General features: G+C 30.2%; 23 protein-coding genes. 6 read left to right on the top strand and 17 right to left on the bottom strand.

The features are described 5' to 3' along the window. Position 1: 1 nt before the first annotated feature. The 3 genes from H9I45_RS13285 to H9I45_RS13275 form a co-directional block, all read right to left on the bottom strand. Positions 2-616 carry a bifunctional nuclease family protein gene (locus H9I45_RS13285; RefSeq protein ID WP_088353940.1) on the bottom strand — a complete coding sequence of 205 codons (615 nt, stop codon included), beginning with the start codon at positions 614-616 and terminating at the stop codon, positions 2-4. Positions 617-948: 332 nt separating this feature from the next. After that, positions 949-1,911 carry an electron transfer flavoprotein subunit alpha/FixB family protein gene (locus H9I45_RS13280; protein WP_088353939.1) on the bottom strand — a complete coding sequence of 321 codons (963 nt, stop codon included), beginning with the start codon at positions 1,909-1,911 and terminating at the stop codon, positions 949-951. Positions 1,912-2,080: 169 nt separating this feature from the next. Further along, complete coding sequence (locus H9I45_RS13275) at positions 2,081-2,827, bottom strand: electron transfer flavoprotein subunit beta/FixA family protein (RefSeq protein WP_088353938.1); 747 nt, start codon at positions 2,825-2,827, stop codon at positions 2,081-2,083. Positions 2,828-3,046: 219 nt separating this feature from the next. On the opposite strand from H9I45_RS13275, the gene H9I45_RS13270 reads away from it, so the two are divergent. The 4 genes from H9I45_RS13270 to H9I45_RS13255 all read left to right on the top strand — a co-directional run bounded on the left by H9I45_RS13270 (position 3,047) and on the right by H9I45_RS13255 (position 8,389). Next, complete coding sequence (locus H9I45_RS13270) at positions 3,047-4,027, top strand: pyruvate dehydrogenase complex E1 component subunit beta (RefSeq protein WP_088353937.1); 981 nt, start codon at positions 3,047-3,049, stop codon at positions 4,025-4,027. A 176-nt stretch (positions 4,028-4,203) separates the two neighbouring features. Beyond that, positions 4,204-4,731 (top strand): inorganic diphosphatase, encoded by a 528-nt coding sequence (locus H9I45_RS13265; protein ID WP_088353936.1) that lies wholly within the window; start codon positions 4,204-4,206, stop codon positions 4,729-4,731. 120 nt (positions 4,732-4,851) lie between these two features. Continuing rightward, positions 4,852-7,302: a sodium-translocating pyrophosphatase gene (locus H9I45_RS13260; RefSeq protein WP_088353935.1), complete on the top strand. Its 2,451-nt coding sequence runs from the start codon at positions 4,852-4,854 to the stop codon at positions 7,300-7,302. An 82-nt stretch (positions 7,303-7,384) separates the two neighbouring features. After that, positions 7,385-8,389 carry an App1 family protein phosphatidate phosphatase gene (locus H9I45_RS13255; protein ID WP_088353934.1) on the top strand — a complete coding sequence of 335 codons (1,005 nt, stop codon included), beginning with the start codon at positions 7,385-7,387 and terminating at the stop codon, positions 8,387-8,389. A 57-nt stretch (positions 8,390-8,446) separates the two neighbouring features. Here H9I45_RS13255 and H9I45_RS13250 read toward each other — a convergent pair whose 3' ends face one another. The 3 genes from H9I45_RS13250 to H9I45_RS13240 all read right to left on the bottom strand — a co-directional run bounded on the left by H9I45_RS13250 (position 8,447) and on the right by H9I45_RS13240 (position 9,829). After that, positions 8,447-8,608, bottom strand: coding sequence for a DUF1328 family protein (locus tag H9I45_RS13250; RefSeq protein WP_088353933.1), 162 nt, complete (start codon positions 8,606-8,608; stop codon positions 8,447-8,449). Positions 8,609-8,851: 243 nt separating this feature from the next. Beyond that, positions 8,852-9,301, bottom strand: a complete 450-nt coding sequence (locus H9I45_RS13245) for a ferritin-like domain-containing protein (RefSeq protein WP_088353932.1) — start codon at positions 9,299-9,301, stop codon at positions 8,852-8,854. A gap of 93 nt (positions 9,302-9,394) precedes the next feature. After that, complete coding sequence (locus H9I45_RS13240; RefSeq protein ID WP_088353931.1) at positions 9,395-9,829, bottom strand: hemerythrin domain-containing protein; 435 nt, start codon at positions 9,827-9,829, stop codon at positions 9,395-9,397. A gap of 166 nt (positions 9,830-9,995) precedes the next feature. On the opposite strand from H9I45_RS13240, the gene H9I45_RS13235 reads away from it, so the two are divergent. Further along, on the top strand, positions 9,996-11,036 hold the full coding sequence (locus tag H9I45_RS13235; protein ID WP_088353930.1) for a helix-turn-helix domain-containing protein: 1,041 nt from the start codon (positions 9,996-9,998) through the stop codon (positions 11,034-11,036). A gap of 249 nt (positions 11,037-11,285) precedes the next feature. On the opposite strand, the gene H9I45_RS13230 is transcribed toward H9I45_RS13235, so the two are convergent. The 9 genes from H9I45_RS13230 to H9I45_RS13190 form a co-directional block, all read right to left on the bottom strand. Continuing rightward, positions 11,286-11,486, bottom strand: a complete 201-nt coding sequence (locus H9I45_RS13230; protein WP_088353929.1) for a hypothetical protein — start codon at positions 11,484-11,486, stop codon at positions 11,286-11,288. Positions 11,487-11,498: 12 nt separating this feature from the next. Further along, complete coding sequence (locus tag H9I45_RS13225; protein ID WP_088353928.1) at positions 11,499-11,846, bottom strand: FXYD domain-containing ion transport regulator; 348 nt, start codon at positions 11,844-11,846, stop codon at positions 11,499-11,501. A gap of 3 nt (positions 11,847-11,849) precedes the next feature. Further along, positions 11,850-12,245, bottom strand: coding sequence for a YtxH domain-containing protein (locus H9I45_RS13220; RefSeq protein ID WP_088353927.1), 396 nt, complete (start codon positions 12,243-12,245; stop codon positions 11,850-11,852). A gap of 163 nt (positions 12,246-12,408) precedes the next feature. Continuing rightward, complete coding sequence (locus H9I45_RS13215; RefSeq protein WP_228454916.1) at positions 12,409-13,203, bottom strand: 5-oxoprolinase subunit C family protein; 795 nt, start codon at positions 13,201-13,203, stop codon at positions 12,409-12,411. Continuing rightward, entirely contained in the window at positions 13,196-13,927 is a 732-nt protein-coding gene (gene pxpB / locus H9I45_RS13210) for a 5-oxoprolinase subunit PxpB (RefSeq protein ID WP_088353926.1), read from the bottom strand. The genes H9I45_RS13215 and pxpB overlap by 8 nt, the downstream gene beginning before the upstream one ends. Further along, entirely contained in the window at positions 13,920-14,648 is a 729-nt protein-coding gene (gene pxpA / locus H9I45_RS13205) for a 5-oxoprolinase subunit PxpA (RefSeq protein ID WP_088353925.1), read from the bottom strand. The genes pxpB and pxpA overlap by 8 nt, the downstream gene beginning before the upstream one ends. Before the next feature lies 1 nt (position 14,649). After that, complete coding sequence (locus H9I45_RS13200; protein ID WP_088353924.1) at positions 14,650-15,876, bottom strand: Nramp family divalent metal transporter; 1,227 nt, start codon at positions 15,874-15,876, stop codon at positions 14,650-14,652. An 87-nt stretch (positions 15,877-15,963) separates the two neighbouring features. Then, the gene (pckA, locus tag H9I45_RS13195) at positions 15,964-17,574 is read right to left on the bottom strand and encodes a phosphoenolpyruvate carboxykinase (ATP) (RefSeq protein WP_088353923.1); all 1,611 of its coding nucleotides are present in this window, start codon (positions 17,572-17,574) and stop codon (positions 15,964-15,966) included. A gap of 85 nt (positions 17,575-17,659) precedes the next feature. Next, positions 17,660-18,040 (bottom strand): DUF423 domain-containing protein, encoded by a 381-nt coding sequence (locus tag H9I45_RS13190; RefSeq protein ID WP_088353922.1) that lies wholly within the window; start codon positions 18,038-18,040, stop codon positions 17,660-17,662. 73 nt (positions 18,041-18,113) lie between these two features. On the opposite strand from H9I45_RS13190, the gene H9I45_RS13185 reads away from it, so the two are divergent. Beyond that, on the top strand, positions 18,114-19,481 hold the full coding sequence (locus tag H9I45_RS13185; RefSeq protein WP_088353921.1) for a saccharopine dehydrogenase family protein: 1,368 nt from the start codon (positions 18,114-18,116) through the stop codon (positions 19,479-19,481). Here H9I45_RS13185 and H9I45_RS13180 read toward each other — a convergent pair whose 3' ends face one another. Continuing rightward, positions 19,482-20,204, bottom strand: a complete 723-nt coding sequence (locus tag H9I45_RS13180) for a tRNA1(Val) (adenine(37)-N6)-methyltransferase (RefSeq protein ID WP_176397554.1) — start codon at positions 20,202-20,204, stop codon at positions 19,482-19,484. 125 nt (positions 20,205-20,329) lie between these two features. Further along, a complete protein-coding gene (locus tag H9I45_RS13175) occupies positions 20,330-23,227 on the bottom strand; it encodes an MBG domain-containing protein (protein WP_088353919.1) in 2,898 nt (965 codons plus the stop codon). Positions 23,228-23,232: the final 5 nt, after the last annotated feature.

The following is a 23,232-nucleotide window of genomic DNA, read 5'->3' as shown; positions in this document are numbered from 1 at the left end:
ATTAAGAGCGTTTGCTAATTTCATCTCTAATTTTAGCAGCAAGTTCGTAATTTTCGTCTTCTACAGCTTTGTCTAACTGCTCATTTAACTCAGGAACAGATAAATCTGAAAAGTTACTTTTTACTATATTGGACTCGAAATCTTCGATATCAATAGTATTATTATCAAGATCTGTAGTTTCGTTAATTGCCAACTCTTCTTCTATTTTTAGATAGATTCCTGCTTTATCTAAAATATTCTCATAAGTGTAAATTGGTGCTTGAAAACGAACTGCAATTGCAATTGCATCTGATGTTCTTGTATCTATCGTTTCTTCTACTCCTTCTCTTTCGCAAACTAAGCTAGAAAAGAAGACGCCATCTACCAATTTATGAATAATTACTTCTTTTATTGTGATAGAAAAACGATCTGAAAATGTTTTGAATAAGTCGTGTGTTAAAGGTCTTGGTGGTCTAATTTCTTTTTCTAAAGCGATTGCGATAGATTGTGCTTCAAACGCACCAATTATTATGGGTAATGTTCTTGTTCCTTCCATTTCACTTAAAACTAAAGCATAAGCTCCACTTTGAGTTTGACTGTAAGAAATTCCTTTTATTGTTAGTTTTATTAAACTCATATATCTTTCTGCAAGTGTAAAAAAGCTTTCGAATGATACATTATATATCTGGCTTTTTCAAGGGCACAATTTACTAAAAATTATATATTGAAAAGTTTTATTTCCTGAAAAATACATTTCTGAGGAAACTATTAGCCTGCGTGAAGGATTGAAGCATTTGTTTGAGCTCTTTTCTTTTGCTGTTTTGCAAAAGAAAAAGCGAGTGCTGAAAGCCTGACGAAATTATTTTTAAGCTTTAACTGATGTAAATAAAAAACGAATCAAAAAAAAATATATTCTGATTCGTTTCTTAAAATTCTATATCTAAATAATTTGGGCACGCCCAAAAAATATTACGATGCCTTAAATGCTTTCAATTTTTCAATCAATTTTGGAACTACCTCGAAAGCGTCTCCAACAACTCCATAATCTGCCGCTTTAAAAAATGGCGCTTCTGGATCTGTGTTGATTACAACCTTAACTTTAGATGCATTAATACCTGCCAAATGCTGAATCGCACCTGAAATTCCAATTGCGATATACAAGTTCGAAGCTACTGGTTTTCCTGTTTGTCCAACATGTTCTGAATGTGGTCTCCAACCTAAATCTGAAACTGGTTTAGAACAAGCTGTTGCAGCTCCTAAAACGTCTGCTAACTCTTCAACCATTCCCCAGTTTTCTGGTCCTTTTAAACCTCTACCAGCAGAAACAACAACATCTGCATCTGCAATGGTTACTTTTCCAGTTACTTTATCTATTTTTTCTGATTTTACACCTAAATCTGCATCAGAAATATTTACATCAAAATTTTCTGAAGCTCCAGAAACTGGATTTTCGTGAATTCCGAAAGAGTTTTTAGCAACTCCAATTACTTTATTTTCAGTAGAAATTATAGTATTTGCAAATGCTTTGTTCGAAAATGCTTTTCTTTTTACTGTAAATGGTGCTGTACTTGATGGCGCCGCAACAACGTTAGATGCATAACCTGCTTCTAAAGCAACTGCTACTAAAGGTCCAACATACAAACCATCGATACTTGAATCTACAATTACAACATTTGCATTGGTAGAATCCACTGCTTGTTTTACTGCTGAAGCATATCCTTTTGCATTAAATATTGATAAACTATCGTTAGAAACTGTTAATACTTTTTCTGCTCCATAAGTATATAATTGAGAAGCATCGCTTGCATTTATTGTTAAAACAACCAAGTTACTACTTAATTGTTCTGCTACTTTTTTTCCATAAGAAACTACTTCGAAAGCAGTTTTTTTAAATTTTCCGTCTGTTGAATCGGCAAAAACTAAAACTGACATATTTTGTATTGTTTTATTGTGTAATTTTTAATTGTGTAACTTTTTTGAGTAATCTCTTAAAAGTTAAATATTTTAATTAATACACGTTATTTTATTGATTTTATTAAACTGTGATATTTTTAAACTTCGAATGCTTAAACAAATAACCGTTTAAACAGTTATTCTTTATTTAAATTACTTTTGCTTCGTTATGAAGTAAGCTAATTAACTCGTCTAAATTATCTGTATCAACCAATTTTACAGCTCCTTTAGGTGCTGGTTTTTCGAAAGATTGTGTCGAAGTTTTTGCATTAGAATCTGTTGCTTCTTTAACTTGTAAAGGTTTTTTACGAGCCATCATAATTCCACGCATATTTGGTATACGTAAATCTTTTTCTTCTACAATTCCTTTTTGTCCACCAATAACAATTGGTAAAGTTGTAGCAACTGTCTCATTTCCACCATCAATTTCTCTAATAGCTGTAACATTATCTCCTTCTACTTCTAAACCAACACAACCGTTTACAAAATTAAAATCGGTTAACGAAGCTAACATTCCTGGTACCATTTGCCCATTATAATCTGCAGATTCTTTTCCTGCTAAAACAACATCATAACCTCCATCTTTTACAATTGCAGCTAATTCCTTCGCAACTAAAAAACCATCAGTTGGGTTTACATTTACTCGAATTGCATCATCTGCTCCAATTGCCAACGCTTTTCTTAAAGTAGGCTCTGTGTTTGCTTCTCCTACATTTACAACTGTTACAGTTGCTCCCTGCTTTTCCTTAAACCACATTGCTCTTGTTAAACAAAACTCGTCGTAAGGATTAATTACAAATTGAACACCATTCGTATCGAAAGTTTCATTATTATTTGTAAAATTAATTTTTGAAGTGGTATCAGGCACATGACTAATACATACCAATATTTTCATAAATTTTCGTTTTTTATCTTATTATCGACCACGAAATTACGCTTTTTTTTTAAAAAATACTATGCACGCATAGTATTTTTTTAATTATTTAACAGTTTTCGAAAACGATTGAGAAATAAATACCTAATATTTATCTTACTTTGTACAATTGTGTTTAAAAAAATGACAATTAATTCCTTACTTTTGCATTTGAAAATTACAAATTATAATTAATCATAGATGAAAACAGTTCAATTCAGAGAAGCGATTTGCGAAGCAATGAGCGAAGAAATGCGCAGAGATGAAAGCATTTATTTAATGGGTGAAGAAGTAGCCGAATATAATGGTGCTTACAAGGCTAGTAAAGGAATGTTAGACGAATTTGGTGCAAAAAGAGTAATTGATACTCCTATTGCTGAATTAGGTTTTGCTGGTATTGCAATTGGTTCTGCCATGAATGGAAACAGACCTATTGTAGAATATATGACGTTTAACTTCTCGTTAGTAGGAATTGATCAAATTATAAATAATGCAGCTAAAATTAGACAAATGTCTGGTGGGCAGTTTAATTGCCCAATCGTTTTTAGAGGTCCAACTGCTTCTGCAGGTCAGTTAGGTGCTACACACTCACAAGCTTTCGAAAACTGGTTTGCAAATACTCCTGGTTTAAAAGTTATTGTACCATCTAACCCTTATGATGCAAAAGGTTTATTAAAAGCAGCAATTAGAGATGATGATCCAGTTATTTTTATGGAATCTGAACAAATGTATGGAGACAAGATGGAAATTCCTGAAGGAGAATACATTATTCCTATTGGAGTTGCAGATATTAAAAGAGAAGGTACTGATGTAACTATTGTTTCTTTTGGTAAAATTATTAAAGAAGCATACAAAGCTGCAGATGAATTAGCTAAAGAAAACATTTCTGTAGAGATTATAGATTTAAGAACTGTTCGTCCTATGGATCATGATGCTATCTTAACTTCAGTAAAGAAAACAAATAGATTGGTTATTTTAGAAGAAGCATGGCCATTTGCTAGTGTATCTTCAGAAATTACATATAGAATTCAAGATCAAGCATTCGATTATTTAGATGCACCAATTAAGAGAATTACTACTGCAGATACACCTGCACCTTATTCTCCTGTTTTATTTGAAAAATGGATTCCGAATGCAAACGATGTTATAAAGGCTGTAAAAGAAGTAATGTATAAGAAATAAGCATTCAAAATATTTTTTTTAAAGAATCCTATCCATTTTTGGTTAGGATTTTTTTTTTGAAGATAAATAATAGACGTTTCGAAATCAATTGCGTAAATTAATCAATATAAGACTATCATAGAATAGTATAGTTTCACTATTTTTGACCCCGAATTTAAACATGAAAAAAGATAACCATGAGCGAGCACAAAACAAAGACTTTTGATGTATTAATAGAAATCCCTAAAGGAAGTAGAAACAAATATGAATATGATTTTGAATTAAATAAAATTCGTTTCGACAGAATGCTATTTTCTTCGATGATGTATCCAGCAGATTATGGTTTTGTACCAGAAACTTTAGCTTTAGATGGAGATCCTTTAGATGTTTTAGTTTTAGGGCATGAACCAACTTTTCCAATGTGTGTTATTGAAGTAAAACCAATTGGTGTTTTTCATATGACCGATGAAAAAGGACCAGATGAAAAAGTTATTTGCGTTCCTGTTTCTGATCCTATTTGGAATAAGAAAAATGATTTATCTGATTTAAACCCTCATAGGTTAAAAGAAATTGAGCACTTTTTTAAAGTATATAAAGATTTAGAAAAGAAAAAAGTAGATGTTGGTGGATGGGGTAATGCAGATGAAGCATGTAAAATTTTTAAAGATTGTGTTCAAAGATATGAGAATAGTGAGCATAAAAAGAACGGTAATTTTACTATTTAGACAGTAAAAGTCTTAAAATATTATCAACCTCTTAAAATTAAACATTTTAAGAGGTTTTTTATTTCACTTTGATTTTCTTACTTTTACCGCCGTTTTAAACTAATCAAATTAAATAAATATATGGAATCATTAATGATTTGGATGCCAATTGCAATGGCTATTTTAGGTTTAATCTACATGTGGATTAAACAATCTTGGGTAATGAAACAAGATGCAGGTGATGGTAAAATGAAAGAAATTTCAGATTACATTTACGAAGGAGCTTTGGCTTTTTTAAGCGCAGAATACAAATTACTAGCAATATTTGTTGTAATTGTAAGTGTTGCTTTAGCAGCTGTTTCTTTTATAGTTCCAACAACACACATTTTAATTGTGGTTGCTTTTATTTTTGGAGCCGTTTTTTCTGCTTTCGCAGGAAATATTGGAATGAAGATAGCAACAAAAACAAACGTTAGAACTACACAAGCTGCAAGAACAAGTTTACCAAATGCCTTAAAAGTATCTTTTGGAGGTGGAACTGTTATGGGACTTGGAGTTGCAGGGTTAGCTGTTTTAGGTTTAACATCATTTTTTATCTTTTTCTTCTGGTATTTTATGGGAAGTGAGTGGACAAACACAATGGATATGACGATTGTTTTGGAAACTTTAGCTGGTTTTTCTTTAGGTGCAGAATCTATTGCTTTATTTGCAAGAGTTGGTGGAGGAATCTACACAAAAGCAGCAGATGTTGGTGCAGATTTAGTAGGTAAAGTAGAAGCAGGAATTCCTGAAGATGACCCAAGAAACCCTGCTACAATTGCAGATAATGTTGGAGACAATGTTGGTGATGTTGCTGGTATGGGAGCAGATTTATTTGGTTCTTACGTTGCAACTGTTTTAGCTGCAATGGTTTTAGGAAACTACGTAATTAAAGATATGGGTGGAAGTATTTCTGATGCTTTTGGTGGAATTGGACCTATCTTACTACCAATGGCAATTGCAGGTGCAGGAATTATAATTTCTATCATTGGTACAATGTTGGTTAAAATAAAAGACAATAGTGCAAAAGAGTCTCAAGTAATGGGCGCTCTAAATAAAGGAAACTGGACTTCTATTATTTTAGTTGCACTGTCTTGTTATGGCTTAGTAACTTGGATGTTGCCAGAAACCATGAAAATGGAATTTTTTGGTGAAGGTTTACAAGAAATTTCTTCACTAAGAGTTTTCGGTGCAACAATCGTTGGTTTAATTGTAGGTGCTGTAATTTCTTCAGTTACTGAATATTATACAGGATTGGGGAAATCTCCAATTTTAAAAATTGTTCAACAGTCTTCTACTGGAGCTGGTACAAATATTATTGCAGGTTTGGCAACTGGAATGATTTCTACATTTCCATCTGTTTTATTATTTGCAGGTGCAATTTGGGCTTCTTATGCTTTTGCTGGTTTTTACGGAGTTGCTTTAGCGGCTTCTGCAATGATGGCAACAACAGCAATGCAATTAGCAATTGATGCTTTTGGACCAATTTCTGATAATGCTGGTGGTATTGCAGAAATGAGTGAACAAGAACCAATCGTTAGAGAGCGTACAGATATTTTAGATTCAGTTGGTAACACAACTGCTGCAACTGGAAAAGGTTTTGCAATCGCTTCTGCAGCTTTAACATCGCTAGCTTTATTTGCTGCCTATGTAACTTTTACTGGAATTGACGGAATTAACATTTTTAAAGCACCAGTTTTAGCCATGTTATTTGTGGGTGGAATGGTACCAGTGGTATTTTCTGCTTTGGCAATGAATGCTGTTGGAAAAGCTGCCATGGAAATGGTAAATGAAGTGAGACGTCAATTTAGAGACATTCCTGGAATTATGGAAGGAACTGGAAAACCAGAATACGATAAATGTGTAGCTATATCTACAGAAGCTTCTTTAAGAGAAATGATGTTACCTGGTTTATTAACTATTGGTTTCCCATTAATTATCGCTTTTGCTCCTTTAGCATTTGGAATGGAAAAATTAGCAATCGCAGAAATGTTAGGTGGTTATATGGCTGGTGTTACAGTTTCTGGTGTTCTTTGGGCAATTTTCCAAAATAACGCAGGTGGAGCTTGGGATAATGCAAAAAAATCTTTTGAGGCTGGTGTAGAAATTGATGGAGAAATGACATATAAAGGTTCTGAAGCTCATAAAGCTGCAGTAACTGGAGATACTGTTGGAGATCCTTTTAAAGATACTTCTGGACCTTCTATGAATATTTTAATTAAACTTACTTGTTTAATTGGATTGGTAATTGCACCAATTTTAGGAGGACATACTTTAGAAGAAAACAATAATGTAGAAGTTATAGAGGTTAAGTCTATTAGTAATTACAAAGGTATTTCTGGTGGTGAAAACTTAAATAACAAAACAGAAACTACTGTTGAGATGCTTACAAACGATGCAAACGGAATTGTAACTGCAAATGTAGAAATTAGAAAAACCGTAAACGGAAAATCTACAATTACTACAGAGACATTTACAGGAACTGAAGACGAAGTAAGAGAACAACTAAAAGATGTTGAAGGAATTAAAATAAAAATTAAAGATAAGAACTAATTTATCTTTTAAATATTTTAGAAAAGCCACAGATTCTGTGGCTTTTTTTTATGCCTTTTTGTATCTTGTAATCAAAAAATAAATGGGCATTTTTAGTAAAGATTCACTACAAATTATTGTTTTTCAAAGTTATGGAACAAATTCAAATTTTTATGCTAGAGGAAGAGCTTTACAAGACGAAAAAATAAATTTAGAACGAGAGAATTTTATAAGGTTATTGATAAATACTTGGAAACGTTTTGAAACTGATGAAGTTAAAAATACAGCTATTACAATTACGTTGCCTAATAAATACAAAATAAATACGGTTACAGACAATGAAGGTTATTTTATTGTTGAAGAAAAAATAGAAAACCTTTCTAATTTAGCAAATGACGAAGGTTGGCTTCATTTTAAAGCTTCTTTCACTAACGAAAACATTAATAGAGCCATTAATAATAAAAACAGTTTTTTAGGTGAGTTATTAATTCCTGCTGATTCTATTGAGTTTGGAGTAATTAGCGATATTGACGATACAATTTTACAAACAGGGGTAGTTTCTACTTTTAAATGGAGACTTTTAATTAATACTTTTTTTAAATCTCCTAACAAAAGAAAAGCGTTGGAAGGGGCTTCTAAATTTTATAGTTTATTGCATTTAGGAAAATCTGGTAAAAATGCAAATCCTCTTTTTTATGTGAGTCATAGTCCTTGGAATTTATACCGATATTTAGAAGTTTTTCTAAAAAAGAATAATTTTCCGAAAGGAGCTATTTTATTGAGAACTTTCGGAAATATGTTTCAGAAAAAAACAGCAAAAACAAAACCTCAAAAACAGAAAGAAATAGTAAATATCTTAAAAACATATACCAATTTATCTTTTATTTTAATTGGAGATGCAGGAGAACATGATGCAGATATTTATATGGAAATCGTAAAATTATATCCAAATAGAATTAAAGCAATTTATTTAAGAAGTGTAAGGCATGTTAAAAGAATGGCAAGAATAACAGAGCTTATAAAAGATTATTACGATACTCCAATTTTAATGGTTCATTCAAGTGAAGAAGCTATTGAACATGCAAAAAAGCATAATTTTATAAAATAAAAAAACTGCTTAAATTAAATCAAGCAGTTCATTTTCTTTTCCACAGTTATATGGTTATTATTTTTTTATGCCTCCTCTGATTAAAGAAAGTACAAATAATACAATAAATATAAAGAATATAATTTTAGCGATTCCTGCAGCGGCACCTGCGATTCCTCCAAATCCTAATACTGCAGCGATTAATGCTATTACTACAAATGTAATTGTCCAACGTAACATAATTTTTAAGTTTTTAATGGTTAATAAATAAATAGTGTTACCTATTTCTTACACTACAAATTTAATGGGTTTATGCATTTTAATTTAACGCTAACAAATTCATTATTAACTCAAATGAACGGTTTTTAGGTTTAGAGAACGAAGAGAAGGTGAAATCTTTTTAGCAAAAGAAGTAAATAAATTTTAAAAGCAAAAAAAAAGATGCTCTCGCATCTTTTAATTATTTATTATCTAGAAAAAATATTAATTGATTTGTTCTAAAGATTTTATATTGTATAATCCGTTTTCGATTTTATTTCTTTGAGATTCTAACAAGTTTTTAGTACTTGAAGGTAAGCTTAATTCTTTTAAAACATCATTGTATTCTTCAACTGCTGCTTTTTCTCCAGTAATTGCTTCTTCTAACATAGATTCTTCATCGTCCATAGAAAACATTGCTTTAATATCCATCCAAGTTCTATGTGCTGCTCCAGTTAAACTTCCACCTTTGTCTACCTCTTGATTATAAGATCTAATCTCTGTTTTTAAATCGTGACCAAATGTATATCTTTCTTCAGCTTTCATATTAAAATACTTCTTAAGGGAATTATTTTCAACATTTTCTGCTGCTTTCTTAAATCCTTTTTCTGCATCATAAGTTTTCTCTAACAATGCATTTAATTTCTTTCCTACTTCTTCTGTGTATGTACTCATAACATATTAATTTTAATGATATGTTTGTTTGATTTATAGATGTCAAACATTTTACATCTTTAATAGTTTTTAACGCAATTAATTCTTAAGAATTTATAGATTTTTACTCATGTGTTTTCTGTAGCTTTTCGCTAAATCTTGTTTTTCTTTTTCTGTAAAAACTTTTCCTGATAATTGGAAATACGATTTTTCTTCGTCCTCTAAATGATGTTCTACTTTATGTTGTAATTCTTTTGCAATTTTTAACCATGCTGAAGAATCGTAATCTGTTTCTTCTAATTGCTCAATTAATTCGTCTATTTCGTGATGTTCTGCGATACCATGTCTTGCTTTGTCTTGCATCATATCATTAGAAATTAAAGGCTTGTAGAAGTGACGTTCTTCTGCATCTGAATGCACAGCTAATTCGTCTTTTAATTCTTTAAATAACTGATCTCTTTCTTTAGTATCTCCAGATGTTTTTACTAATTTATCTAGTAGTTCTCTTTGCTTATCGTGGTCTTTTCTTATTTCTTCGTAAATATTCATACTCGTTTAGTTTATAGTTCCATCAAATTTACGGTCTACTTTCATTTAATTTTGTCTCAATTAATTTAGATGTTAATCGATATCCTAAAAAATGTTATTATTATTTGTGGTACATTTACAAGCTTCTTTTTCGTTTGATAATTAGCTTTAATTTTAGAAATCCCTTATGATAACTATTGAAATTTTTCCTGATAGTCCTAAAAATTTAATCGAGCAAATTAAAGATGCTATAGGAGGTACAATTACAAGTAGATGGAATGAAAGTATTCTTTCTATCGATAACGAAAATGGAGAAGGAAATTTACGCTTTATTCAGTTTGATTGGGGTGTACACTTGTTAGATTTTAACTTAACACTTCGTAAAGAGTTTGTAATTAAGATTAAGTCGATTCCAGAGTTTAGCCCTATTCGTTTTTTATATCCTGCACAAGGTTATTTAACACATCGTTTTGGAATAAATAATGATGAAAGAAAAATAGACCAGTTTCAATCTTTAATTTTTACCAATAAAACTGGTGGTTACGATTATTTGCATTTCCCAAAGAATGAAACGGTTTGTATAAATATGATTGAAATTGTTCGTAAACATTTTCTTCAAAAAAGAACGACAAACGTATCTAGTTTAAATAAAAAATTATATGAAGTTTTTGTAGATACAGATCACGAAAACAGATTTGCAAATTTTGGTACACTAAATCTTAAAATGGCAGATTTAGTTGAAAAATTAGCCAAGGTAAAAAACAAAGGAATGCTTCGAATATTAAAAATTGAAGCGATTGTTTATGAAATCTTATCTATGCACATTCAGCAACATAATAGATTGTTAGCTGGTGTTCCTTTGCCAACTTCTTTGGCAAAAACTGAACTTAAATTGGTTCGTAAAATTGGAACTAAAATATTAAAAAACCCTGCAAAAGATTATTCTTTAGACCAACTTTCTATGGATACTGGTTTAACGCAAGCTAAATTACAAGATGGTTTTAAATTTTTATACAATAGAACAGTTACAGAATATATTAGACATGTTCGTTTAGAATCTGCCAGAGAAATGCTTAACACATCCGATTTAAACATTTCGCAAATTGTATATAGTATTGGTTTTAGTAGTAGAAGTTATTTTTCTAAAATTTTTAGAGAAAAATATGGAATCTCACCTAATGAATTCAAGAAGAAAATTTTAGTGGTAACTGACGATAATGCTAGATAAAGTTTATCTTTTTTTTATAAGTTTGAGTAAGTGCGTTAGGGATTGAAATGGCATCCTTTTTGCCTTTTTCGGCAAAAAGATATAATGGAAAGCCCGTGAAAACGCCCAAAAAAAAATCTTAATAATATTTTTAAAAGTACTAAGAAATCTTTCAAATAAAAAACCCCAATGTCTTCACATTGAGGTTATTAATCAACCAACCACTTATCGATTATTTATTGCTAAACAACCTAATAAATTTCTTCTATTTTATTTAAATATTTTCTTTACGAGAACTAATAATCCATACTTACTTGCGAATTTTAAGAAATTCCCTATTAAGCTTAATGGTTTCAGTTGGTTTTCGAAATCGCTTTTTACGATTTTTAGTTCTTCTAATGCTATTTGTCTTTCTAGACTTAACATTTTTAAGTCTTTTTCTATATCAACAAAATTTGTGTATTTTCTCATCTTAGTCGTCTTTTATTTTGAGAATTTATCTGCCAGGTTAGAAATAATCTTACTGTCGATATTTTTTCTTAGTAGGAAAATTAATATTCCGAAAAGAAAATAAATTCCAGCTACTGTTAAATATCCTAATGATAAGCTTTCAAAAATATCGCCCAAATAAATTGCCAAAGCAATGGAAGCGAATAGTAATCCTGTTCCTACCAAACCTCCAATAACAAAGAGCTTTATAATTGTACTGAAAGATAAAGATAAGATATGAAATGCTTTTAGTTTGTAATATTCGTAAGTAGCATCTACATATTTTTTTCCTTTATCAACTCCACTATCAGACGAATTGTTTAAAGATTCAAATACACTCATATATTATGCGTTTTGTATTTTTCCTTTGGCATTTTTAGTTTCTGAAACTACATCTTTTTGTAATTTTCTGTTTTTCTCTTTTAATTCGCTTAATTTTTTTTCTAAAGTTGTTATTACATCATCTGCTTTATAACTAACATTAGACATTACATCTTCTAACTGAGCATCGAAAGTTTCTTTTTTAGCACTGTAAGTAGAACTTACTTTATCTTTTAAATCGGATGCAGTTGCACTTATTTTTTCTGAGTATTCTGAAGCTGTTTCAGAGATTTTATCTTTTGCAGATAAAGCTTCGTTTTTTAATTTATTTCTTGTGTTCTCTCCTTTGTCTGGCGCAAATAAAATACCTGCTAATGCTCCAACAACAGTTCCTAATAATACTCCTGATAAATTTTTCATTTTTATTTTTTTAAATTATACTTTTTTAGTGATGTATCGATTAATACACTACAAATATAAGCCTATAACAGGGTTTAACTTGACTGTATAAGGTTAAATCTTGACTCAAATACTTTTTAGCCTAAAATTTAGTTTCTGATGTGTTGTTTTTTGAGCTAATTTATTAATAGCCATTTCCTGTAAGTTGTAGAACTCTTGGGTAACCACCAGTAACTTGGCAATCTCGCATTAAAACAATTAATTTCCCAGAAGGTGTTAATTGAACTGTACCTGGCAAAACTGCAGATGTTAAAATTGAAGGAATGTCGTTCTTAATTAACTCATTTAAACGAATTCCCATTCTATTATTATCGTTAGAAATTGTAAAAGTATTTTCTAATAATTGTTCTTTTTGATGATCTTTTAACAACTCGAATTCTGGACCTTTATAACAATATATTTCTTCTGATTTAAAATGTGTTTCTTTTATTTTTATTGCTGAATTTGATGTTTCTAAACAACCTTTAAAAGTCGTAATTGGTAAAACATCTCCTTTCTTTATAATGATTTGGTTTGTTATATTTTGATAAAAACTTCTGCTACCTAAAACTTTTTTCGTTAAAAAACCATCTTTTACTGCCAAGTAACATCTTGCTCCGAAATTTATTTTTCCAAAACTTAAAACGTCTTTTTTATTGATTTTTATTCTTGAATTTAGTTGAATTGGCTTGTTATTTATTGTTGCTGAAAAATCGCCACCAGAAACACAAATAATAGTTTCTATTAAAAATTCTAATCTACAACCACCAAAAGTAATTTCTAAAAGTGCATCTTCTAAAGAATTATTTAAAATACTATTTGCTACGTCTGCAGGATAACTATCCATAACCCCAGAAACAGGAACGCCATTTTGCGCAAAACCAACTCTACCTCTATCTTGTATTGAGGTATAAAAACCTGCTTTTAAAACTCTAATCATTTCGCAAAGTTTTAGAGATTATATAGTTGTTTTCTGCAATTTCTTTTTCAGTTTGATAAAACTCTTCTAAAGAAATTGGTTTGAATTTTATTTTATCGCCAGCTTTTGCAAAACACGGGTTTTCGTTTTTTATGTTGAAAAAATGAATAGGAGTTCTTCCAATAATATTCCAACCTCCAGCAGATGCTTCTGGATAAACACCTGTTTGTTTTCCACCAATTGCAAGGGCTCCTTTTGCTACTTTTAATCTTGGATTGGGTTTTCTATCGAAATGTATTTTTGAATCTAACCCTCCTAAATAAAGAAAACCTGGTAAAAAACCGATAAAAAAAACTGTATATATTTTTTCTGAATGTAATTTAATTATTTCTTTAATGGTAAGGTTTGATTTTTCGGATATTTCTTTTAAATCAATCCCGAATTCTAAATCGTAACAAACAGGAATTTCCCAGAGAAATTTTTCTGTTTTTTGAAGTTTAAAATCTTGTTTATAAATTGATTTTAAACTTTCAATTTCATCAGAATAATTAGATAATTCGTTTGTATATTTTAAAGTTAAAGAGTTGTAACCTATTATAAAATCTGCAATTACTATTGATTTTTCTTTTTGAATTTTCTCTTTAAATAGGATAATATCATTCAGAATTTCTTCACTAATAATTGCTTGCCATTCAATTAAAATCGATGCATTTCCAAAAGGTTTGTATGTTGGTTTTTTATGCAATTTTAATTCCTTCTTTTTTTAGTTTTTCGGATAAGTATTCTAATATTGAAACTGCATTTTTATTATCTCCATGAATACAAAAAGTATCTGCCTTTATAGTTTTAAGTTCTCCTGAAATGGTTTTTACCTTTCCTTTATACATTGACAAAACATGCTTAAAAACGTCTTCTTTATCAGTAATTAAAGCATTTTCTTTGTTTCTTGAAACCAAAGTTAAATCGTTATTGTAATTTCTATCCGAAAAAACTTCATACTTTATTTTTATGCTTTTTTCAATCGCTAACTTTTCAATAACAGAATTATAAGGAACATATAAAAAAACATCTTTACTATATTTTTCGATAGATTTTAAAAAGATTTCTGCAAAATTTTTATCGACAGCAATTAAATTATACAAAGCTCCATGAGGTTTTATGTGATGTAGTTTTTCATCAACCAAAGCCAACCTACTTTCAAACAATTCTAACTGATTTTCGATACTTTTTTGAAGCGCTTCATGGGAAATGTTCATTACCATTCTTCCGAAGTTTTTTGTGTCAGGAAAAGATGGATGTGCTCCAATTAATACCTTATTTTCGATTGCTAATTGTATGGTTTTATCGATTGTTACTGCATTTCCAAAATGACCTCCACAAGCAATATTGCAAGACGAAATATGTGGCATTAATAAGTGCTCATTTTCAATTCCTTCTCCAACATCACAATTAATATCGATTTTCATTTTAAATAAGATTAAAGACTTTTAAGATACCTTTTGCTCCTAAAAATATGGTAATTGCTAAAATTACAAAACCAATAATATTCTGCGTTTTAGAATTTATATAATTGCCTAAAACAGATTTTTTATTCATAATCCACAATAAAATTCCTGCAATTATTGGCAATAACATTCCGTTTGCAACTTGCGCAAACTTTATAATATCTATTGGTTTTATTCCTATGGAAGAAAAAACAACTCCTAAAACTAAAATGATAATCCAAACGCTTCTAAATTTTCTGGATTTTAAACCTCCACTCCAACCCAAACAACCTTTTGCAACATAAGCAGCAGCTAAAGGTGCTGTAATTGCAGATGTTATTCCTGCTGCAAATAAACCCAAAGCCAAAAAATACTTTGCAAATTCGCCATACAAAGGCGCCAAACCTTTTGCCAAATCTGCTGCGTTTGTTATCTCGCCAAATGGAATTGCAGCTGCAGAAACAATAATTGCCATAGAAACCAAGCCTCCTAAAATAATAGAAATGATGGTATCTTTTCTTGCCAATTTTAAATCTTCGGTTTTATTCCACCTTTCTTTTACTAAAGAAGCGTGTAAAAACAAATTATAAGGCACAACAGTTGTACCAATTAAACCAATAACTGTTAGTAAACTTTTCTCTGGAAATCTCGGAATAAAAAGTCCTTTTAAGATTTCTACAATGTCTGGTTTTGTAACTATTGCAGTTATTAAAAAGGAAACACTCATCACTAAAACAAGTGTTACCAATGCTTTTTCAAGAAATTTATAATTTCCAATATATAAAAGCACAAATGCAATTACACCAATTACAGAACTCATTAAATTGATAGAAATATCGCCAAAATTTAAAATCGATTTTCCAAAAATAGTTTCCAATCCTAAAATTCCTCCACTGATATTTCCTGCTTCATAAGATGCATTTCCAACCACAATTGCGGCTAAAATTAACAGCGTTACAAAGTGTTTTAAAAAAGGAATTTTCATTTCTTCTCTAATAACTTCAGACAATCCTTTTTGAGAAATAATACCCAATCTTGCAGCCATTTCTTGTAAAACAATCGTTGCAATAATAGAAAGTAACATCGCCCACAATAAATTGAATCCGAAATTTACGCCTGCTAACGTACAAATTGTTACAGTTCCTGGGCCAATAAAAGCGGCTGCAACTAATGTTCCTGGACCAATGTTTTTAAACCAATTTTTTATCATAAATTATAAAGTTGATTAAATATACTCTAAAAATAAAAAAACACCTCAAAATGAGGTGTTTTAATGAGGGAAAATAAAGATTTTCTATTAAAAAGCATAACGTTGAGGGCCTCCTCTACGAATATCTTCGCTTGCTATTTCTTCAAATTGTGTAAAATTATGTCTAAAAGCATTCGATAACTTAAATGCTGTTTTATAATATGCTTCATCATCATTCCAAGTTGCTCTTGGACTTAATAATTCTGTTGGAACTCCAGGACATGTTCTTGGTTGTGCAACTCCGAAAACAGAATGAATATGATAATCTTCGTATCTATAGCTTCCTAAATCTCCATTTAAAACAGCAGTAATCATTGCTCTTGTATATTTTAAAGGCATTCTTCTACCAACTCCATATTGGCCTCCAGACCAACCTGTATTTATCAACCAAACATTTACTCCAGCATCTTTCATCTTTTTGCTTAACATTTCTGCATATCTTGTAGGATGCAAAGGCATAAAAGGTGCACCAAAACACGCAGAAAAACTTGGTGTTGGTTCTGTAACTCCTGCTTCTGTTCCTGCAACTTTTGCTGTATAACCAGAAATAAAATGGTATGCTGCTTGGTTTGGCGTTAACTTCGAAATTGGAGGCAAAACTCCAAAAGCATCTGCAGTTAAAAAGAAAATATTCTTTGGATTTTTACCAATTGATGGTTCTTTAATATTATCTATATGATAAATTGGATAACTAACTCTTGTATTTTGTGTGATTGAGGTATCTGCAAAATCGATAACTCCTTTATCATCCATCACAACATTTTCTAGAATTGCTCCTTTTTTAATGGCTCCGAAAATTTCTGGTTCTTGTTCTTCCGATAAATTAATCACTTTTGCATAACAACCACCTTCAAAATTAAAAACAGTATTTTCTGCAGTCCAACCATGTTCATCATCACCAATTAAACTTCTGTTTGGATCTGTAGATAATGTAGTTTTTCCTGTTCCAGATAATCCGAAAAAGATAGCTGTATCTCCATCTTTACCAACATTTGCAGAACAATGCATTGGTAAGGTATTTTTGAATACTGGAAGTATAAAATTCAACGCAGAAAAAATTCCTTTTTTGATTTCACCAGTATAACCAGTTCCACCAATTAAAGCTATTTTTTTTGTAAAATTTAAAATTGCAAAGTTATGTTGGCGAGTTCCATCTATTGCTGGATCTGCCATAAAACCTGGTGCATTTACAACTGTCCATTCTGGAGAAAAATCTTTTAATTCTTCTGCAGTTGGTCGTAAAAACATATTGTAAGTAAACATATTGCTCCAAGGATATTCGTTTACAACTCTAATATTTAATTTATAATTTTTATCTGCACAAGCATACGAATCTCTTACAAAGATTTCTTTTCCTGATAAATAATCTGTCACTTTATTATAAAGCGCATCAAATTTATCTGAATCGAAAGGAAGGTTGATGTTACTCCACCAAACTTCGTCTTTTGTAACGTCGTCTTTTACAATAAAACGATCTTTTGGAGATCGCCCCGTAAACTCACCTGTGTTTACAGCAATTGCTCCTAAAGAAGATGCTACTCCTTGTTTTTTTTGTAAAGTTTCGCTGTGTAATTCGTCTGAAGAAAGTTGATAACGAATTGTTGCATTTTTGATTCCTAGACTATTTAACGAAATCGATTTCGTATTTGTATCTACCATATCAATATTTTTTGGTTTTTAGTGTCTTGCAAAATTAAGCATTATTTTAAAACAGACTTCTTTTTAATTAAAAAATATCAAAATTTTATCGTTTTCTACTTTTTTTTATGAATATCGCAATCATGGAAACCCAACCTATGATTAGAAAAAGACCACCAAAAGGCGTTACAAACCAAATCGATTTTGCTGAAACACTTATTAATTGAATTAGATATATAGAACCAGAGAAAAGTAAGATTCCAATAAAAAATAAATAGCTAATTGTGTTTTTTTGTTTTGATGAAAACCCTTCGTACATATTTACAATTAATAACACAATTACATGATACATTTGATAACGAACTGCTGTTTCGAAACTCAATAATTGATCTGCAGTTAACGTTTCTTTTAAAGCATGTGCTCCAAAAGCTCCTAAAATAATTGCCAACATTCCTAAAAAACAAGTGAAAATAATATTTTTAAACATTTTTAATGGTTTTTGTTAAATTTTAAACAATTAATGTATCTTCGTATTTACACAAAAATACATCTTTTCGTTTATGAAAAACATATTAATTATTGGTGCAGGTAAATCGAGTTCATCTCTTATAAAATACCTTTTAGAAAAATCTGAACAGGAAAATCTATTCTTAACTATTGGAGATATTTCAATTGAAAATGCAACTAAATTAATTAATAATCATAAAAATGCGACTGCTATTATTTTTGATGTTTTTGATAAAAACCAGCGTGTAAAAGAGATTCAAAAATCTGATATTGTGGTTTCTATGTTGCCTGCAAGATTTCATATTGAGGTTGCTAAAGACTGTGTAAAATACAGTAAAAACATGGTTACTGCATCTTATGTTTCCAATGAAATGAAAGCTTTAGATACGCAAGTAAAAGAAAAAGGGCTCGTTTTTATGAATGAAATTGGTGTAGATCCAGGTTTAGATCATATGAGTGCCATGCAAATTATTGACAGCATTAGAGAAAAAAATGCAAAAATGTTATTGTTTGAATCTTTTACAGGTGGTTTGGTTGCACCAGAAAGCGATAACAATCTTTGGAATTATAAATTTACTTGGAACCCAAGAAATGTTGTTTTAGCAGGACAAGGAGGTGCTGCAATGTTTATTCAAGAAGGAACTTATAAATACATTCCTTATCATAAATTGTTTCGAAGAACAGAATTTTTAAAAATAAACAACACCAAGTTTGAAGCCTATGCAAATAGAGATTCGTTAAAATATAGAAGTGTTTATGGTTTAGAAAAAATTCCTACAATGTACAGAGGAACTATTAGAAAAGTTGGTTTTTCGAGAGCTTGGAATATTTTTGTTCAGTTAGGCATGACAGATGATTCTTACACAATTGAAGATTCTGAAAACATGAGTTACAGAGATTTTGTCAATTTATTTTTAGCCTATTCTCCTTCCGATTCTGTGGAATTAAAACTACGTTCTTATCTAAAAATAGATCAAGATGATATTATGTGGGAAAAATTAATTGAACTTGATATTTTTAATCCGAAGAAAAAAATAGGCATTAAAAATGCAACGCCCGCAAAAATGTTACAACGTATTTTAGAAGATTCTTGGACTTTACATGAACATGATAAAGATATGATTGTAATGCAACATTTGTTTGGCTATGAAATTGATGGCGAAAAGCATCAAATTGAGAGTAGTTTAGTTGTTCTTGGAGAAAACCAAACGTATACAGCAATGGCTAAAACTGTTGGTTTACCTGTTGCAATTGCTACTTTAAAAATATTAAAAGGAGAAATAAAAACACCTGGAGTTCAAATTCCTATTTCTAAAGAAGTGTATGAACCAATTTTGAAGGAATTAGAGCAATATGGAATTAAATTTATTGAAAAAGAAACCACTTATTTAGGATACAATCCTAATAACGTGATTGGGTAATTACATTTTCAAATAAAAATCTTTTACCAAATTAATATATTGTTCTGTGTATTGATGACGACCAGTTTCTATAATTAAATTTTCTTCTTTTATTTCTTTTTGCTCAAATGAAAACTCTAACAAACTTCTTTTAATTTCTGATGTTTCATTTCCTTGAACTCGACAAACTCTATTTAAAAACAAGTTATTTTCTTTGGCTAAATTGATAAAACTAACTTCTTCTTTAAAAGGAATAATGGTTGCAAAAGTTCCGTTTTCTGATAAAATTTTAGCAACTCCAATAATTAATTCTTCAAAAGATAAAGACGAAGTAAAACGTGCTTTATTTCTTGATTCATTTTCTGTTTCAAAATCGTCATTATAAAAAGGCGGATTCGTTATAATTAAATCGTAGGTTTCTTCTTCTTCCGAAATTTCTTCAGCAAATTCTTGAAAAGTTGCATTGTAACAATACAAACGATCGCCCCAATCCGATTGCTCAAAATTCTCTACAGATTGTTCATACGCATTTTCATCAACCTCAACAGCATCAATTGTCATAGCATCCGAACGTTGTGCAATCATTAAAGAAATTACTCCTGTTCCAGAACCAATATCTAAAATTGTATCAGGATACTTATCTACAGCACACCAAGCACCTAATAAAACGCCATCTGTACCAATTTTCATAGCAGTTATATCTTGATTGATGGTAAATTCTTTAAATTGAAAAGGCTTGTTCATTTCGATTATTAAATTTCTTCAAAATTAGAAAATATAATTTTAGTAATCTTTGAATTTTAATTATAAAAAAACACCCAAAAAATAAATTTATTGAGTGTTTTAGATAGTAGCTAGTTGTAATAATTTTAGTTTTTTATAAAACTTTTTACAGATATTCGACCTTCAGTATCTTTAATTTTTATAAAATAACTTCCAGCTGTAAAATTACTAACATCAATATTTTTTTCTGATTGATAGCCATTTATCGTTTTTATTATTTTTCCTGTAGTATCAAATATAGAGATTACTTGAGGTTGTTTCGTATTTAATTTCAACTTTAAATTCGAGTTTACTGGATTTGGATACAATAAAACTGACTTTGTGTTAAAGATTTCAGATTTTGCTCCTAAAGTGGTAATATTTAATTCTTGAGATTTGTTTTCTGCAGGATTAAAATTATTATTCCCTGGCTGGCTAGCAGTTATAGTAGCCATACCATTTCCAACAATAAACACTAAGTTTCCAGAAACAATTGCAACATCTGTATTAGAACTTGTATATAGAATTTCTAACCCTGAACTAGAGGTAGCTTCTAAATTAAATTCATTTTTATCTGATGGAATTGTTATTTTATTAAAAGTAATTGTCTGGTTTGCTTTTGCGATTATTGCATTTGCTTTTAGAGTTAAATCTTGATAATTAGCACCAGAAATAGTTGCAGTAACTTTATAAGAACCAGCATCTGTAAAACTATTATTCAAATAAGAAATTGAAACTCCATTGGGTAAAATTCCAGAAACTGAAAGAGATTTTTGTGTTCCATCATATTCAAAATTCTCATCATCTAAAGTAAAACCAATTAATGTTGCTTTTGCTATTATTACATTTGCTCTTAGAATTAAGTCTTCGTAATTAGCACCAGAAATAGTGGCAGTAACTTCGTGAGAACCTGCATTTGTAAAACTATTACTTGAGTAAGAGACTGAAACTCCATTTGGTAAATTCCCTAAAATTGCAAGGGATTTTGGGGTTCCATCATACACAAAATTTTTACTAGTTAAACCAAGTCCATTTAAGGTTGCTTTTACAATTGATAAAGTTGCTTTTAAAACTTGCGCTGTATAATTAGCACCAGAAATTGTTGCTGTAACTTCATAAACACCTACATTAGAAACTTCGTTATTTGTGTAACTAACTGAAGCTCCTTCTGGCAAACATTCTTTTATTTTAATAGATTTTGTGTTCCCATCAAAAACATAACTTTCGTTATTTAAAGTATAACTCTGTAATGTAGCTTTTGAAATTGTTAATGTTGCCTTTAAAACTTTGCTTATATGATTAGCTCCAGAAATAATTGCTGTAATCTCATAAGCACCAGCATCTTTAATATTATTAGCGGAATAAGAAACGGATACACCTTCTGGTAAATTTCCTGAAATTTCTAATGATTTTGGAGTTCCATCAAAAACAAAGTTTTTATCTTCAAAAGAAAAACCATTTAAGTTTGCTTTTGCGATTATAAGACTTCCTTTTAAGGTAAAATTGGTATAATTATTTCCAGTAACAGTAGCTGTAACTTCATAAGAACCAACATTTGTAAAACTATTGTTCGAATAAGAAACGGAAGCTCCTTCTGGAAAACTACCTGAAATTTTTAAAGATTTTGGATTTCCATCATACACATAAATCTCGTCTCCTAGAGAAAAATTTCTAAGCGTTAATTTATCTATTGTAAGATTTGCTTTTAAAACGATATCTTTATAATTCTCTTTAGAAATAGTGGCTACAATTTCATAAATACCAGCATCAATTTTATTATTATTTTCATAAGAAACAGAAGTTCCATTTGGAATATTTTCTGTAACTAAAATTGATTTTGGGTTTCCATCATACTCATAACTTTTATCGTTAAGAGTAAATCCACCAAAAACTGCTTCCTCTACTGTTAAATTAGCTTTTAAAACTAAATTCACATAATTATCTCCTGTAATTAATGCAAATGCTTCTTGTGTCCCTGCATTTGTTCTAGTATTTAAAACGTAATTAAGCGAAGTTCCATTTGGAAGATTTCCAACAATTGACATTGTTTTTTCTGTTCCATCATACGTGAAATTTGTATCAGAAAAAGTTACTCCAGTTATTGGAGCTTGAGTTACTGTTAAATTAGCAGTAAAAACTACAGCTTGAAAACTTGCTCCAGAAATCGTTGCTGTAACTTGTTTAGAACCTACATTTGTTAAACCATTATTTGAGTATGTTACACTTGTTCCTGCTGGTAAAGTACCACCAATTGCTAACGATTTTTGAGTTCCATCATACGTAAAACTTGCACTAGAAAAAGTAATATTATTGGCAGAAGTGTTCACTATTTTCTTTACCTTAACTGTGTAAACTTCTTTTAGAGATTCATCTTCAGATAAAACTTCATAAACTACATCGTTTGTAAAATCTAATGTATTGTTAGACGAAACTTGCAAAACTTTATTTAAATAGAGTTTTCCATTACTTTCTGTCGTAAAAACAGGTGTTAAACTCGTAATGTCTACTGTAGATAATACTTCTACACTAACTGTATTATTCGTTATTGAAGTACTTTCTGACGTAATTCCTTGAAACGAAAAACTATTAATTTTTGCTTGAGAACCAAGTATTGGGTTTGCAATACTGTAAGATTGAAAAGCGCCACCAATATTTTTATTTATTTCGAAAATTTCTGTTTTTGGTACACTAATAATTACATCGTTTGTACTATCATAAATTTTAAAGCTAATGGTTTCTGCAGCTGTATTTGCTAAAACAGTTAAATAAGCAACATACTTTTTTGCATTTGCATTATAAACTACTGTTGCTTCTCCTCTATTTTCTCCATTTACAAAAGCTCCAACTTTATCATTAGAGTTTGTTAATACAGTTCCGTTTACATTTAAAACAACTGTAAACGTCATGTTATATTGATATAAACTAGCGTTTACAGACCAATCTGGAGATTGGCTGTAAACGTTAGCTGCTAATAATAAGAATATAAATAAAATACTATTTCTCATAAATA

Origin of the sequence: Polaribacter haliotis (genome assembly GCF_014784055.1) — a bacterium.
Classification (GTDB): Bacteria; Bacteroidota; Bacteroidia; order Flavobacteriales; family Flavobacteriaceae; genus Polaribacter; species Polaribacter haliotis.
This window is presented reverse-complemented; position numbering and strand designations above follow the sequence as displayed.